Raw genomic sequence first — 14783 nt, forward strand, 5'->3', positions numbered from 1 at the left:
ACCAACATTAGGCACCGTCCGGGTCGGCGGGGTGACGCTGACGTGAAGATCGTGTTTCACGCCGTCCGGTGCAGACCGCCCGCCACCTGCTCGGCGATCAGCTCGTACGACCGCACCCGGTCCTTCACGTCGTACACCAACGTGGTCAGCATCAGCTCGTCCGCGCCGGTGCGCTCCACCAGCTCGGTCAGCTGCCGGCGCACCGTCTCCGGCGAGCCCATCGCCTGACCGTCACGGCGTTGCAGGACGAACTCCCTCTCGAACTCGGAGTACGGGTACGCCGCCGCCTCGTCGGGCGTCGACAGCGGCTCGGGCTTCCCGGAGCGCAGCTTCAGAAACGACAACGCGCTCGGCCCGGCCAGCCACTCGGCTCGCTCGTCGGTCTCCGCGCAGACCGCGTTGACCGCCACCATCGCGTACGGCTTGTCCAACCACTGCGACGGCCGGAAGTTCTGCCGGTACAGGGCCAGCGCCGGCAGGGTGTTCCCCGAGCTGAAGTGGTGCGCGAACGAGAACGGCAGACCGAGCAGACCGGCGAGTTGGGCGCTGAACCCGCTGGAGCCCAGCAGCCACACGGCCGGTTGGGTGCCCTGGCCCGGCATGGCGATGATCTGCCCGGGCTTCTCGCCGCTGAAGTAGTTCATCAGGTCCGCCAGCTCGCGGGGGAAGTGCTCCGCGGACAGGCCCTCCATGGTGCGCCGCAGCGCCAGCGCCGTCACCTGGTCGGTGCCCGGCGCCCGGCCGATGCCCAGGTCGATCCGACCCGGGTGCAGCGCTTCGAGGGTGCCGAACTGCTCGGCCACCACGAGCGGCGCGTGGTTGGGCAGCATCACGCCGCCCGAACCGAGGCGGATCGTCGAGGTGTTCGCGGCCAGGTGAGCCAGCAGCACCGCGGGAGCCGAGCTGGCGATCGCCGGCATGTTGTGGTGCTCGGCCACCCAGAATCGGCGGTAGCCCAACTCCTCGGTGCGTCGCGCCAGCTCGGTGGTGGCCTCCAGGGCCGCGCCGACAGTGGTGCCCTTGGCGACCGGGGCAAGATCAAGAACAGACAACGGTACGGTGATCACACGGTGTGCCAACTCCCCGGCCTGCCCGTTCATTCCAACCGACGCTCAACCCACCCCGCGCGCCTGCTCGAAGATCAGGCTGGTCTGGGTGTGCTGCACCACCGGGTCGACAGCCAGATGGTCCAGCACGAAGTCCCGCAACGCGTCACCCGACGCCGCCCGCACGTGCAGCACGTAGTCGTCCGCGCCGGCCACGTGGAACACCGACACCACCCCCGGCAGCCGCACCGACCGGGCCCGGAACGCGTCCACCGCCGCCCGCTCGTGCGCGGTCAGCCGCACCGACACCAACGCCTGCAACGGCAGACCGAGCGCGGCCGGATCCACCTCGGCGTGGAAACCACGGATCGCGCCCCGCTCGCGCAGCGCCCGGGTGCGGGTCAGGCACGTCGACGGCGCGACCCCCACCCGCTCGGCGAGCGCGTTGTTCGGCAGGCGACCATCCGCGGCCAGTTCGGTGAGGATCGCGCGGTCCACCTCGTCCAGGGCCGGATACGGCCGCACATCGTTCGGCTCAGGAGGCATTCCGCCATCCTCGCCCGAATCCATCAGCAAAACCAAGCCACCTGACAGAATGATCTGCCGAAGCATTGCCTGTTCATTGGTAGATGTTCGACGCTACCGGCATGACGACGGTGGACACCCGGGCCGTACACGCCGGCCGCGACGACCTACGCACCCTCGGCGTGCACGTACCGCCCATCGACCTGTCCACCACCAACCCGCTGCCCTCGGTCGACGACGGCGGCGCCGCGTACGAGCAGCTCGCCACCGGCGGCACCCTCCCCGCCGACGGCAGCGCCGTCTACCAGCGGCTCTGGAACCCCACCGTCGCCCGCTTCGAAACCGCCCTCGCCGAACTGGAGGGCACCGCGCAGGCCGTCGCCTTCGCCAGCGGCATGGCCGCCCTCACCGCCACAGTGCTCGCCGCCGCCCGCGACGACCGCCGCCACGTCGTCGCCGTCCGCCCCCTCTACGGCGGAACCGACCACGTCCTCGCCACCGGCCTGCTCGGCACCACAGTCACCTGGGCGCGCCCCGACGAGGTCGCCGCCGCCATCCGACCCGACACCGCGCTGGTCATCGTCGAGACGCCCGCCAACCCCACCCTCGACCTGGTCGACATCGCCGCCCTCGCCGCCGCGGCCGGCGACATCCCGCTGCTGGTCGACAACACCGTCGCCACCCCCGTGCTGCAACAACCCGCCCGGCACGGCGCCACCCTCGTCCTGCACAGCGCCACCAAGAGCATCGGCGGACACGGCGACGTGCTCGCCGGCGTCGTCGCCTGCGACGCCGACTGGGCCGCGCGCCTCCGCCAGGTCCGCGCGGTCACCGGCGCGATCCTGCACCCGCTCGGCGGCTACCTGCTGCACCGCGGCCTGCAAACCCTGCCGCTGCGGGTCCGCGCCCAACAGGCCACCGCCGAGAAACTCGCCGGCTGGCTCGCCGACCACCCCGCCGTACACCGGGTGCACCACCCCTCGGTGTACGACCCGGCGGCGCTGGTCGGCCGCCAGATGGCCGGACCCGGCAGCCTGCTCGCCTTCGAGGTACGCGGCGGCGCACCCGCAGCGGCGACAGTCGCCGGCGCCTGCCACCTCATCACCCACGCGGTGTCGCTCGGCGGCGTCGACACCCTCATCCAGCACCCGGCCTCGCTCACCCACCGGCCCGTCGAAGGCGACGCCAAACCCGGCGCCGGTCTGCTGCGCCTCTCGGTCGGCCTCGAAGACCCCGAAGACCTGCGCGCCGACCTCGCCCAGGCCCTCGCCACGATCGTCTGATCAGCGCAGCTCGCGGTTGCCCAACACGCGCGTCGGCGAACCCTCCCGAGCCACCCGCAGCATCGCCCGACCGATCCCGTCCGTCGTGGTGACCTGGTTCGGCAGCAGCCGCCGCAACACCGGGAACAGCGGACGGGTGACCGCGTACCCGAACCGGTACCACCGGGTCTTCGACACCGCACCGTACGTCGGCTGGATGAACCCGGGCCGTGCCGCGTAGCCGTTGGGCAGCAGCTCCATGATTGCGTTCTCGGTACGGCCCTTGACCCGCGCCCACATGACCCGACCCTGACCCGACGAATCCGTGCCGACACCCGAGACGTAGACGAACGTCACCTGCGGACTCACCTCGGCCAGCAACCGCGCCGCCGCCAGCGGGTAGTCGTAACTCACCCGGGTGTACGCGGCCTCGTCCAGACCCAGCGAGGACACGCCCAGGCAGTAGAAGCACGCGTCCACGCCGGCCAACTCGGCGCGCACCGACGACAGGTCGCCCACGTCCGCGACCGTCAGCTCCCGCAGCTTCGGATCCCGCTGACCGGTCGGCCTGCGGCCGACGGTGAGCACCTCCCGCACGTCCTCGGCGAGCAGCGCCTCCCGCAACACGCCCTGGCCGACCATGCCTGTCGCACCGAAAATCGCCACCCGCATCAGCACCCACCCCTGTCGTCGACAGTCACGCGCGACGTTGCTCTGATCGACTCATCTTCCTTGAGGGCGGGAACCGCCCTACCGGCGCGCCGCCGCTAGTCAGGACTTCGGGCCGACGTGCCGGTCCAGTGTGGCGACGGCGTCACGCCGGGCTACCGACAGCGAATTGCGGCGGTTCATCCGCCAGGCGACGCCCAGCAGGTCCAGGCCCCACTGACACAGCCCCATGATGTCGGACGACTCGTTGACGAACATGTAGCGCGGGTAGATGTAGTGCCGACCTCGCGTCGTGACCCGGTTGGCTGTTCGGCAGCCGTCGGAGTGGAAGAGCCCGCGCAGGAAGTCGCCGGGATGAACTTCGAGAATCGGCCGTTGCCAGTCGGTCAGGACGATCGGTCGCTCGTGCTTCTTGCCGGGACCGTGCTGTGGCAGCAGGCACGGCCAGTGGCTGCCGTAACTCTGCACGCCGACGCAACCCTGTTTCTGGACCCGCTGCACCTTCGACGCCAGAACGGCGCGCATGGCCACATCGCACGCCTCAATCAACCCGGGCCACCCATCGGAACAGTAGATGCGCAACACGGGGACGCGTGCCGTTGTCACCAGGTGGCCGTCGCCTAGGTAGAGACCGAGCAGGTAGGCGTAGGCGGCGGGGTCGGTCGGATTGTCGACATCCGGCCGGCACCGGAAGCACCGTAGCTCCGTGCCGCGCTTCACCGGCTCGGGTCGATCCACGCACCAGTGCCAGACCGTGCTGTATGGCACGGAGAGCCTGCGAGCCACAGCGTGGATGGGGTGTCCGTGAGCGCGTAGGGCGCGAGCTCGCGCCCGCATCTGCGGTGGATGCACGCCCACATCATCGAACAGGTGTATGACAAAGTGCCGGGAGCGGGATTCGAACCCGCAAGCCCTTTCGGGCAGAAGTGTTTGAGACTTCCGTGTATGCCGTTCCACCATCCCGGCGGGTGGCGCTTACTGTACCCGACTACTCTCATGCGGGAGCATGGGTGGGTAGCCGTGCAGTGATCGATGGTGGGGGTAGGGCTGGTGGCTGAGATGCCGACGGATGCCGAGCGCAGGCGCGTACTGATCGCCGAGGACGAGGCGCTGATCCGGCTGGACCTCGCCGAGATGCTTGTCGAAGAGGGTTACGAGGTGGTGGGGGAGGCCGGAGACGGTGAGACAGCCGTCCGCCTCGCCGAGGAACTGAAGCCCGACCTGGTCATCCTCGACATCAAGATGCCGATCATGGATGGGCTGGCCGCCGCCGAGCGCATCGCCGGCGCCCGAATCGCCCCGGTGATCATCCTGACCGCGTTCAGTCAGCGTGACCTGGTGGAGCGGGCGCGGGCGGCCGGCGCGATGGCGTACCTCGTGAAGCCTTTCCAGAAGAGCGACCTGGTCCCGGCGGTGGAGATCGCGCTGTCGCGTTACTCGGAGGTCGCGGCCCTGGAGGCGGAGGTCGCGAGCCTGACCGACCGCCTGGAGATCCGCAAGGCGGTGGAGCGGGCCAAGGGCGCGCTGATGACCACGTACGGGATGACCGAGCCGCAGGCGTTCAAGTGGATCCAGCGCACGGCGATGGACCACCGGATGACCATGAAGGAGGTCGCCGAGCGGATCCTCGCGGAGACCGCTGGCGGCGAGGTGTCGCAGCAGCCGACCGTCTGAGCGCCTGACCGTGGCGCGCGGGGGGACGCCCCGCGTGACCTCCGGTGGTTAGCATCGACGTGTGTCCGTCCGACGGGTGATCGCGGTGTTCGGCCTCTTCGCGCTGGCTCTTGCCGGGTGCGACGGGCCGGCCGCGCCGAGCGGCGGCGAGCCGACGACGGCGGCCGCCGCGCCGGCGTCGCGGCCGGCTTGGCAGCCGCTGACGCTGCCGGCGCCGCCGGGTGGTGCGGGGCGTCCGTTGGTACGTGACGCGGTGTCGTGCGCGGGCCGGTGGTTCGTGGTCGGTGGTGTCGTCGACGCCGAGGGCGGCACACGTCCGGCGGCCTGGACCAGTGTGGACGGTGCGACCTGGACGGTGCTGCCGGTGCGTCCGGATTCCTTCTACGGTCGGCAGAACGTGTTCCTGTCGGTGGCCTGCCGGGACGGGAAGGCGGCGCTGATCGGCGCGAAGGTCGGTGGCGCGCACGGTTATCCGCGGGTGAGCACGTGGCGGCAGGTGGCCGATGGCGCGCTGGTCGAGGTGCAGGCGTCGTTCGAGACGTACGGCGGGCCGACGGCGGTGAACGTGTCCCGCCTGACGGCCGGTGCGCAGGGTTGGTTGATCGTCGGCAACCGTTCGGCGGGGGCGGCTTCCTGGGTGGGGTCGCCGGACGCGGCGGAGTTCGCGCTGGTCGAGGGTGCTCCGGAGTTGGCCAGTGATGCGGTGGGGGTGACCTGGGCGTTCGACTCGGTGGCGACGTCGTCGGGCTGGTTGGCGGTGGGTGGTCTCCTGCCGGCCGGTCGGATCGACCGGGACCCGGCGGTCTGGTCGTCGCCGGATGGTCGGTCGTGGCGGCGCACTGTGCTGCCGGGCGGTTCGGAGTACGAGGAGTTGCAGCGGGTGGTGCTGGTCGGCGGTGTGCCGGTGGCGGTCGGGCTGCGGGGGTCGACGTTCGGCGCGTGGCGGCAGGAGGCGGCGGGCTGGGTGGCGGCCGGGACGTTCGGGCGGCGGGCCGGCGCGGGGGTGCCGGCGGTGACGTCGCTGGTGTCGTCGGGCGATCGGCTGTTCGCCGCGGTGGTCGACGGTGCGCGGCATTCGGTGTGGGTGTCGACGGATCGTGGTGGGTCGTGGCGGGAGGCTGCGATGCCGCTCGATGTGCCGGCGGGTGTCGACCGGGACGTGACGCTGGTGGCGGTGGGTGACCGGTGGTGGCTGGCTGCGGACGACGGCACCAGAGCCGGGTTGTGGTGGGCGGCCGGCACCGGGGTCTGAAAGCCGACTGTGCTGTGGTGCGGCGGCCCGAGCGCGCTGTTTTTGCAGCTCAGCGACGCTTGTTCCGGGTCGGAGCGGCCCGTCTGAGCGTGGGTGGGATTCGGACCGGGCGCGCGCTTAAGGACCGTCTGGCCGATTCACCTGTGACGGACATCGACAAGATTGCCCACGTCTTCGTAACGGTTTCGCAGACCCCGCGTTCAGGCCTTCCGGGACGGTATGCGGTGTCGGTACGCTCCGCCATCACGAGCCGTAACGCAGGGGGAGTCCCTGCGGGGTGGGTGGAATTGCGGTCTGCTGCTGTCGCCGTCGCTTCGGGTCAGCCAGGTCCGCATCTGGAGGAGGTCAGGAAGCCGTGAGGCGAAGCTATGTACGGGCGCTGGGCACCGTTGCGCTCGCCGCGACCCTGGTGGTCGCGGCTGGTTGCCAGGATTCCGGCAGCGGCGAGGGTGGGACCGCGTCCGGTGACTGCGGTGGCAAGATCGCGATCTTCGGCGCGTTCACTGGTGACAACGCGGGTCTGGTGATCCCGTCGCTGAACGGCGCGAAGCTCGCCGTGGAGCAGTTCAACACCGCGAACCCGAACTGCAAGGTCACCATGCAGGAGTTCGACACCCAGGGTGACCCCGCGGTGGCGACCCCGTTCGCGAACCAGATCGCCGGTGACAACTCGTTCCTCGGCGTCATCGGTGGTCACTTCTCGGGTGAGTCGGACGCGACGATGCCGATCTACCAGGCCGCCGGCCTGGCGATGGTCAGCCCCTCGGCGACCCGGACCGACCTGACCCAGAAGGGCAACACGTCCTTCTACCGCGTCGTCGGCAACGACGGCACGCAGGCTGGTGCGGTCGCGAGCTACCTGAAGACCCAGAACGCGCAGAAGGTCTTCATGGTCGACGACGCCAGCGCCTACGGCGCCGGCATCACCGACGAGCTGGGCAAGCAGCTCGGCCCGCTGGTCGTGAACAAGGACAAGATCCAGGAGCGGCAGACGCAGTTCGACGCCACCGTCTCCAAGATCAAGGCCGCTCAGGCGGACTTCGTCTTCTACGGCGGTTACACCCGTGAGGCCGCTCCGCTGGTGAAGCAGATGCGTGCCGCCGGTGTCCAGGCCAAGTTCGTCGGCCCGGACGGTCTGTACGACACCGCGTTCCCGAAGGGTGCCTCCGGTGGCGCCGAGGGCGCGATCATCACCTGCCCGTGCCTCCCGGCCGACAAGGCCGGCGGCACCTTCTCCGCCGACTACCAGAAGAAGTTCGGCATCCCGCCGGGCTCCTACGGCGCTGAGGGCTTCGACGGCGCGACGATCTACCTGGACGCCTTCAAGGCTGGCAAGAAGAGCCGGGCGGACATCCTGGCGTTCGTGAAGTCGTACGACAAGCAGGGTGTGTCGAAGTACATCAAGTTCGACGCCAAGGGTGACGTTGACCCGACGAAGGTCGTCATCTGGGCCTACCAGATCAAGGGCGAGGCCATCGAGGCGCTGCAGGAGCTCAAGCTCAGCTGACGCCCCACGCAATGGAGTGCGGCCGGGGTGTCTCACCCCGGCCGCACTCGATTCAAGGAGACCCCCGGTGCATTTCGATGAACTGATCGGCCATCTCGGCCAGCACACGGTCGATGGCCTGTCCAAGGGCGCCATCTATGCCCTGATCGCCCTTGGCTACACCCTCGTCTACGGCGTCCTTCGCCTGATCAACTTCGCGCACTCCGAGGTGTTCATGGTCGGTACCTTCGCGGTGCTGATCCTCTGGAACCAGCTCGGGGTGGAAAATAACCCGCCTATCGGCCAGGCGATCCTGTTCCTGGTACTCGGTCTGGTCGTCGCGGCGGCAGCCTCGGGCGGTACGGCTCTCGCGCTCGAGCGGGTCGCCTACCGGCCACTGCGGCGCAAGAACGCGCCACCGCTGATCTTCCTGATCACCGCGATCGGTCTGTCCCTGGTCTTCGTCGAGCTCTTCGGGCAGGTGCTGCCGAAGCTGCTCGGTGGCGCGTTGCCGGATGTGTTCGGTCGGCCCCGCCAGATCGTCGGTATGCCGACGATCATCCAGCAGGAGACCCTGTTCACCATCGGCAACACGGCGATCACGAACATCCAGCTGATCGTCTTCGTCGCGGCCGTGGCGATGATGGCGCTCCTGGACTGGTTCATCAACCGCACCCGGTACGGCCGGGGCGTGCGGGCGGTGGCCCAGAACCCGGAGACCGCCGCGCTGATGGGCGTCAACCAGGAGCGCGTGATCATGCTGATCTTCGTGCTCGGCGGCATCATGGCCGGCGCGGCCGCGCTGTTGTGGAGCATGCGGTTCGGCTTCACCCAGAACAGCATCGGCTTCGTGCTCGGCCTGAAGGCGTTCACCGCCGCGGTGCTCGGTGGCATCGGCAACCTGCGCGGCGCGCTGCTGGGTGGCCTCTTCCTGGGCATCGTGGAGGTCTACGGTGCGACGCTCTTCGCGTCCAACTGGGAGGACGTCATCGCCTTCGTGGTGCTGATCGTGGTGCTGATGTTCCGGCCCACCGGCCTGTTGGGTGAGTCGCTCGGGAGGGCCCGCGCATGATCGACAAGATTCGCACCGCAGACCGCCGCCGGGTCGGTTTCCTGACCTCGATCGGCGAGCGCTGGCAGGCGCTGCCGAAGTGGCAGAAGGCCATCGGCGTGGTCGCCCTGCTCGTTTTCGTCTATTCCCTGCCGTACCTGGGCAAGCTGCCCGGTGGTCTCATGGTCCCCGGTCTGAACGACCTGCGTACCGACTCGATCGAGGGCGGCAACAACTGGGCGGGCGTGCTCTTCGTCTGCGCCATTTACGTCCTGGTCGCGATCGGTCTGAACGTGGTGGTCGGCCTCGCCGGCCTGCTCGACCTCGGCTACATCGGGTTCTTCGCCATCGGCGCGTACAGCGTGGCGCTGTTCGGTTCGGTGAACTCGCCGGTGGTCAAGTGGATCCAGCAGGAGTTCGACCTGCCGCCGACGTGGGCGGTGACCTGGGGCATCTGTCTGCTGATCGCGATCGTGCTGACGATGATCTCCGGGGTGCTGCTGGGCTGGCCGACGCTGCGGCTGCGCGGTGACTACCTCGCAATCGTGACGCTCGGCTTCGGTGAGATCATCCGGATCGTGGCCCGCAACGCCACCGGGGTCACCAACGGTCCGGTAGGTATCTCTGCCATTCCCGGCCCGGAGGGTGCGCCCTCGGCGGACAACAAGGTCTTCGGTCTGATCGACGCGAAGCCCTGGTACTGGTTGGCGATTACCTTCGTGCTGCTGATGGTGATCGTGGTCCGCCGGTTGGAGCACAGCCGGGTGGGTCGTGCCTGGCTCGCCGTCCGCGAGGACGAGGACGCGGCCGCGGTGATGGGCGTGTACCCGTTCAAGTTCAAGCTCTGGGCGTTCGCCATGGGCGCGGCGCTCGGCGGCCTGGCGGGCTTCCTCTTTGGCAGTCGTAACGCGTTCATCGACCCGACCCAGTTCAACGCGAACCTCTCGATTCTCTTCGTCGCGATGGTCGTGGTCGGCGGCTCCGGCAACATGCTCGGTGTCTCGCTCGGCGCGGTGCTGCTGGCGTACCTGCCGGAACGGTTCCGCGACTTCGCCGACTACCGGTGGCTGGTCTTCGGTCTGGCCATGGTGCTGGTGATGATCCTGCGTCCGCAGGGTCTGATCCCGAGCCGGCGGCGAGCCCGCGAGTTGAAGGACCGCGCGGCGGAGGCAGAGGAGGCGCCCGCTCATGTCTGACCAGACCACCAGCACGTCCGCGCCGAAGATCCCGGCTCAGCCCGGACCTCGGTCGGTGCTGCTCGAAGTCAACGACGTCACGCTCCGCTTCGGTGGTGTGGTCGCCCTCGACAAGATTAATTTCCAGATCTACGAGGGCGAGATCCTCGGCCTCATCGGGCCGAACGGCGCCGGCAAGACCACCAGCTTCAACGTGATGACCGGCGTGTACAAGCCGACCTCCGGGGCTGTCCTGTTCCGCGGCCAGAAGGTGACCGGCCGTAAGCCGCACCAGATCAGCCAGTTGGGCATCTCCCGGACGTTCCAGAACATCCGTCTCTTCCCGGAGATGACGGCGCTGGAGAACGTCATGGTCGGCACGGACTCCCGGCACCGGACCAGCGTGCCCGGTGCGATCTTCCGGGTGCCCCGGAAGAAGCCGAAGCCGCACGAGTTGCCGCAGGTGACCGCCGAGGCGGGCATCCAGCGGACGTGGCAGGAGACGCGCCGGACGTTCGCCAAGACGTTCGGGTTGTCCCGGCACATCCTGGAGGAGCGGGCGGCCGAGGCCAAGGCGTTGGAGTTGCTGCGTTTCGTCGGCATCGCCGACCGGGCCAACGACGAGGCGCGCAACCTGCCGTACGGCTACCAGCGTCGGTTGGAGATCGCCCGCGCGCTGGCCACCGAGCCGAAGCTGATCTGCCTGGACGAGCCGGCCGCCGGCTTCAACCCGGCGGAGAAGGAGGAGCTCCTCACCCTGATCCGCAAGATCCGGGACATGGGCCTGACCGTGCTGCTCATCGAGCACGACATGCGGCTGGTCATGGGCGTCACCGATCGGATCGTGGTGCTGGAGTTCGGCCGCAAGATCGCCGAGGGTGCGCCCGCGGAGGTCAGCCGCGATCCGAAGGTGATCGCCGCGTACCTGGGGGAGCCCGCCGATGACGCTGCTTGAGTTGGAGAACGTCGCCGTCGCCTACGGTCGGATCGAGGCGCTGCACGGCATCAGCCTCACCGTCAACGAGGGTGAGGTGGTGGCCCTGATCGGCGCGAACGGCGCCGGCAAGACCACCACGATGCGGGCCATCTCGGGGACCCGGTCGCTGTCCGAGGGGAAGATCACGTTCAACGGTGAGGACATCAGCAAGCTCCGGGCCGACCTGCGGGTGGTCCGGGGGCTGTGTCAGTCGCCGGAAGGACGGCAGATCTTCCCGGGTATGACGGTGATGGAGAACCTGGACATGGGGGCGTACACCCGGCGGGACTCCGCCGGCATCGCCGCCGACCTGGACCGGGTGCTGACCCTCTTCCCGCGGCTGGCCGAGCGGCGCAAGCAGGCCGGCGGCACGCTCTCCGGCGGCGAACAGCAGATGCTCGCTGTCGGCCGGGCGCTGATGAGCCGTCCGAAGCTGCTGCTGCTCGACGAGCCGTCGATGGGTCTGGCCCCGCTGGTGATTCGGCAGATCTTCGACATCATCACGGAGATCAACCAGCAGGGCACCACCATCCTGCTGGTGGAGCAGAACGCCCAGCAGGCGCTGTCGCGGGCACACCGCGGCTACGTGCTGGAGACCGGTCGAATCGTGAAGGAGGGGTCCGGTCAGGACCTGCTGCACGATCCGTCGGTCAAGGAGGCGTACCTCGGCGTGGCCTGAGCCATCCGAGCGGCGGCCGGTCACCCCTCGTGGGGTGGCCGGCCGCCGGCGTTCGGGTCGGCTGTGGTTTCGGTGTCGCGTCGCCGGTGCCGCCGGCCAGGGATGTCGGTGCGACGGACTAGAGTCGCTGCCGTGACAGCTACGACGCCGCGCCTGCTCCTCGTCGACGGACATTCCATGGCATACCGGGCCTTCTTCGCCCTGCCTGTGGAAAACTTCTCCACCACGACGGGTCAGCCGACCAACGCGGTGTACGGCTTCACGTCGATGCTGATCAACGTGCTGCGCGATGAGCAGCCCACCCACATCGTGGTGGCCTTCGACGTCTCCCGCCGTTCCTTCCGCACCGAGCAGTACGCGGAGTACAAGGCCGGCCGCAGCGAGACCCCGAACGACTTCAAGGGCCAGGTCAGCCTGGTCAAGGAGGTCCTGGCCGCGCTCCAGATCCCGGTGGTGGAGAAGGAGGGCTTCGAGGCCGACGACGTCATCGCCACGCTCGCCTGTCAGGCCCGCGACCAGGGCATGTCGGTGCTGATCAGCAGCGGTGACCGGGACGCGTTCCAGCTGGTCGACGACCAGATCACCGTCCTCTACCCGCGCAAGGGCGTCTCCGACCTGGCCCGGATGGATCCGGCGGCGATCGAGGCGAAGTACGGCGTCGGCCCGCAGCAGTACCGGGACCTCGCCGCGCTCGTCGGCGAGACCAGTGACAACCTGCCCGGCATCCCCGGCGTCGGCCCGAAGACCGCCGCTAAGTGGATCACCACGTACGGCGGGGTGGAGGGCGTGATCGCCCGCGCCGACGAGATCAAGGGCAAGGCCGGTGACAGCCTGCGGGAGCGCCTCGCCGACGTGATCCGCAACTACGAGATCAACCGGCTCGTCTCCGACCTGGAGCTGCCGCTGCGCCCGGAGGACACCCGCTGGACCGGGTGGGACCGGGAGGCCGTGCACCAGGTGTTCGACACCCTCGAGTTCCGCATCCTGCGCGACCGCCTCTACCAGTACCTGGAGGCGGTCGAGCCGGAGGCCGAGTCCGGGTTCGACCTCTCCGGCGAGGTGCTCACCGAGCCCGGGGCACTGGCCGGCTGGCTGGAAACGCACGCGCCGACCGGCACCCCGGTCGGGCTGGCGGTCAAGCTCGACACCGGCGTCAACCGCCGGCACACCGCCTCGATCACCGGTCTGGCGTTGGCCACCGCCGGCGGCGCGGCGGCCTGGGTCGACCCGGCGCGTCTCGACCCGACCGACGAGGGTGCCCTCGCCGGCTGGCTGGCCGACGCACAGCGACCCAAGGTGCTGCACGACAGCAAGCCGGCCGTGCTGGCCTGCGCCGCGCACGGCTGGCAGCTCGCCGGCATCGTCCGCGACACCCAGATCGCCGCATACCTGGCCCGCCCCGACCAGCGCTCCTACGACCTCACCGACCTGGCGCTGCGCTACCTGCACCGGGAGCTGCGGGTCGACGTCCCCGAGTCGGGCCAGCTCACCCTCGACGGGCTGGGCGACGAGGGCGTCGCCGAGCAGAACCTGATGCTGCAGGCCCGCGCCACCCTCGACCTGGCCGACGCGATCGACGCCGAGCTGTCCCGCGACGGCGAGCAGTCCGCCCGGCTGATGGCCGGGGTCGAGCTGCCGTTGATGCGGGTGCTGGCCGGCATGGAGAGCACCGGCATCGCCGCCGACACCCACTACCTGTCCGAGTTGGAGGCGCACTTCGCCGCCGAGGTGAAGGCCGCCGCGCAGGGCGCGTACGAGGCGGTGGGTCGGGAGTTCAACCTCGGCTCACCCAAGCAGCTGCAGGAGATCCTCTTCACCGAGCTGGGTCTGCCGAAGACCAAGAAGATCAAGACGGGTTACACCACCGACGCCGACGCCCTGCAGTGGCTCTACGCCCAGCAGCCGCACCCGGTGCTGGCCCACCTGCTGCGCCACCGCGACGTGGCCAAGCTCAAGTCGACAGTGGACGGTTTGCTGAAGTCGGTCTCCGACGACGGCCGGATCCACACCACCTTCAACCAGACGGTGGCGGCCACCGGTCGGCTCTCCTCCACCGAACCCAACCTGCAGAACATCCCGATCCGCACCGAGGAGGGCCGGCGTATCCGCCGCGCCTTTGTGGTGGGGGAGGGCTACGAGTGCCTGCTCACCGCCGACTACAGCCAGATCGAGATGCGCATCATGGCGCACCTGTCGTCGGACGACGCGCTCATCGAGGCCTTCAACTCCGGCGCCGACTTCCACGCCGCCACCGCCTCGTCGGTCTTCGGGGTGCCGCTCGACGAGGTCACCCCCGACCAGCGGCGCAAGATCAAGGCCATGAACTACGGCCTGGCGTACGGGCTCAGCGCGTTCGGCCTGTCCCAACAGCTCAGCATCAGCACCGAAGAGGCGCGCGGGCTGATGGAGAACTACTTCGCCGGCTTCGGCGGGGTGCGCGACTACCTCCAACAGGTCGTCGCCCGAGCCCGCCAGGACGGCTACACCTCGACCATCCTGGGGCGCCGCCGCTACCTGCCCGACCTGGTCAGCGACAACCGGCAGCGCCGCGACATCGCCGAGCGGATGGCGCTCAACGCCCCCATCCAGGGCTCCGCGGCCGACATCATCAAGGTCGCGATGCTGCACGTCGACACCGCGCTCGGCGACGCCGGGCTGCGCTCGCGGATGCTGCTGCAGGTGCACGACGAGTTGGTCTTCGAGGTCGCACCCGGCGAGCGGGAGGCATTGGAGGCACTCGTCCGCCACGAGATGGGCGGGGCGTACCCGCTGTCGGTGCCCCTGGAGGTGTCGGTGGGCGAAGGCCGGGACTGGAACAGCGCTGATCACTGATTGGGTTGCGGGGTGTCCTGGCCTGTGCGGTGAGGGGGTTCCGGGGCAGCCCGACCCACTCCGGGCGGTCGGGCTTGATCCCTGCGTGGGTCGGGTTTCCCCGGAACCCTGACTTGGTCCCGCCAGTCGCGTCGCTGCCCGTCCGTAAAGCCGTAC

Annotated in this window: 13 protein-coding genes and 1 tRNA gene; 9 read left to right on the top strand and 5 right to left on the bottom strand. The window is 69.3% G+C overall.

Annotated elements, in window-relative coordinates; genetic code table 11:
- Nucleotides 1–56: 56 nt before the first annotated feature.
- On the bottom strand, nucleotides 57–1100 hold the full coding sequence (locus tag FHU34_RS10675) for an LLM class flavin-dependent oxidoreductase (RefSeq protein WP_208744960.1): 1044 nt from the start codon (nucleotides 1098–1100) through the stop codon (nucleotides 57–59).
- A 12-nt stretch (nucleotides 1101–1112) separates the two neighbouring features.
- Nucleotides 1113–1592 (bottom strand): Lrp/AsnC family transcriptional regulator, encoded by a 480-nt coding sequence (locus FHU34_RS10680; protein WP_088988500.1) that lies wholly within the window; start codon nucleotides 1590–1592, stop codon nucleotides 1113–1115.
- A gap of 83 nt (nucleotides 1593–1675) precedes the next feature.
- Between FHU34_RS10680 and FHU34_RS10685 the strand changes: the two genes are divergently transcribed.
- A complete protein-coding gene (locus FHU34_RS10685; protein WP_145779805.1) occupies nucleotides 1676–2854 on the top strand; it encodes a trans-sulfuration enzyme family protein in 1179 nt (392 codons plus the stop codon).
- On the opposite strand, the gene FHU34_RS10690 is transcribed toward FHU34_RS10685, so the two are convergent.
- The 3 genes from FHU34_RS10690 to FHU34_RS10700 all read right to left on the bottom strand — a co-directional run bounded on the left by FHU34_RS10690 (nucleotide 2855) and on the right by FHU34_RS10700 (nucleotide 4468).
- Nucleotides 2855–3505: an NAD-dependent epimerase/dehydratase family protein gene (locus FHU34_RS10690; protein WP_145779806.1), complete on the bottom strand. Its 651-nt coding sequence runs from the start codon at nucleotides 3503–3505 to the stop codon at nucleotides 2855–2857.
- A gap of 99 nt (nucleotides 3506–3604) precedes the next feature.
- Nucleotides 3605–4027, bottom strand: a complete 423-nt coding sequence (locus FHU34_RS33610; RefSeq protein WP_244311609.1) for a hypothetical protein — start codon at nucleotides 4025–4027, stop codon at nucleotides 3605–3607.
- Between the two features lie 358 nt (nucleotides 4028–4385).
- A tRNA-Leu gene (locus FHU34_RS10700) sits at nucleotides 4386–4468 on the bottom strand.
- 84 nt (nucleotides 4469–4552) lie between these two features.
- On the opposite strand from FHU34_RS10700, the gene FHU34_RS10705 reads away from it, so the two are divergent.
- From FHU34_RS10705 to polA, 8 genes are all read left to right on the top strand, one after another.
- Nucleotides 4553–5176 (top strand): ANTAR domain-containing response regulator, encoded by a 624-nt coding sequence (locus FHU34_RS10705; RefSeq protein ID WP_088991522.1) that lies wholly within the window; start codon nucleotides 4553–4555, stop codon nucleotides 5174–5176.
- Between the two features lie 61 nt (nucleotides 5177–5237).
- Nucleotides 5238–6428: a hypothetical protein gene (locus FHU34_RS10710; RefSeq protein ID WP_145779808.1), complete on the top strand. Its 1191-nt coding sequence runs from the start codon at nucleotides 5238–5240 to the stop codon at nucleotides 6426–6428.
- Between the two features lie 355 nt (nucleotides 6429–6783).
- A complete protein-coding gene (locus tag FHU34_RS10715; protein WP_145779809.1) occupies nucleotides 6784–7935 on the top strand; it encodes a branched-chain amino acid ABC transporter substrate-binding protein in 1152 nt (383 codons plus the stop codon).
- 67 nt (nucleotides 7936–8002) lie between these two features.
- A complete protein-coding gene (locus FHU34_RS10720; protein ID WP_145779810.1) occupies nucleotides 8003–8986 on the top strand; it encodes a branched-chain amino acid ABC transporter permease in 984 nt (327 codons plus the stop codon).
- Nucleotides 8983–10161: a branched-chain amino acid ABC transporter permease gene (locus tag FHU34_RS10725; RefSeq protein ID WP_145779811.1), complete on the top strand. Its 1179-nt coding sequence runs from the start codon at nucleotides 8983–8985 to the stop codon at nucleotides 10159–10161. Before FHU34_RS10720 ends, FHU34_RS10725 begins: the two co-directional genes overlap by 4 nt.
- The gene (locus FHU34_RS10730; protein ID WP_145779812.1) at nucleotides 10154–11095 is read left to right on the top strand and encodes an ABC transporter ATP-binding protein; all 942 of its coding nucleotides are present in this window, start codon (nucleotides 10154–10156) and stop codon (nucleotides 11093–11095) included. Before FHU34_RS10725 ends, FHU34_RS10730 begins: the two co-directional genes overlap by 8 nt.
- Complete coding sequence (locus FHU34_RS10735; RefSeq protein WP_145779813.1) at nucleotides 11082–11795, top strand: ABC transporter ATP-binding protein; 714 nt, start codon at nucleotides 11082–11084, stop codon at nucleotides 11793–11795. Before FHU34_RS10730 ends, FHU34_RS10735 begins: the two co-directional genes overlap by 14 nt.
- A 132-nt stretch (nucleotides 11796–11927) precedes the next feature.
- Nucleotides 11928–14627 (top strand): DNA polymerase I, encoded by a 2700-nt coding sequence (gene polA, locus FHU34_RS10740; protein ID WP_145779814.1) that lies wholly within the window; start codon nucleotides 11928–11930, stop codon nucleotides 14625–14627.
- Nucleotides 14628–14783 lie beyond the last annotated feature (156 nt).

Source organism: Micromonospora taraxaci (assembly GCF_007830095.1).
GTDB lineage: Bacteria > Actinomycetota > Actinomycetes > Mycobacteriales > Micromonosporaceae > Micromonospora > Micromonospora taraxaci.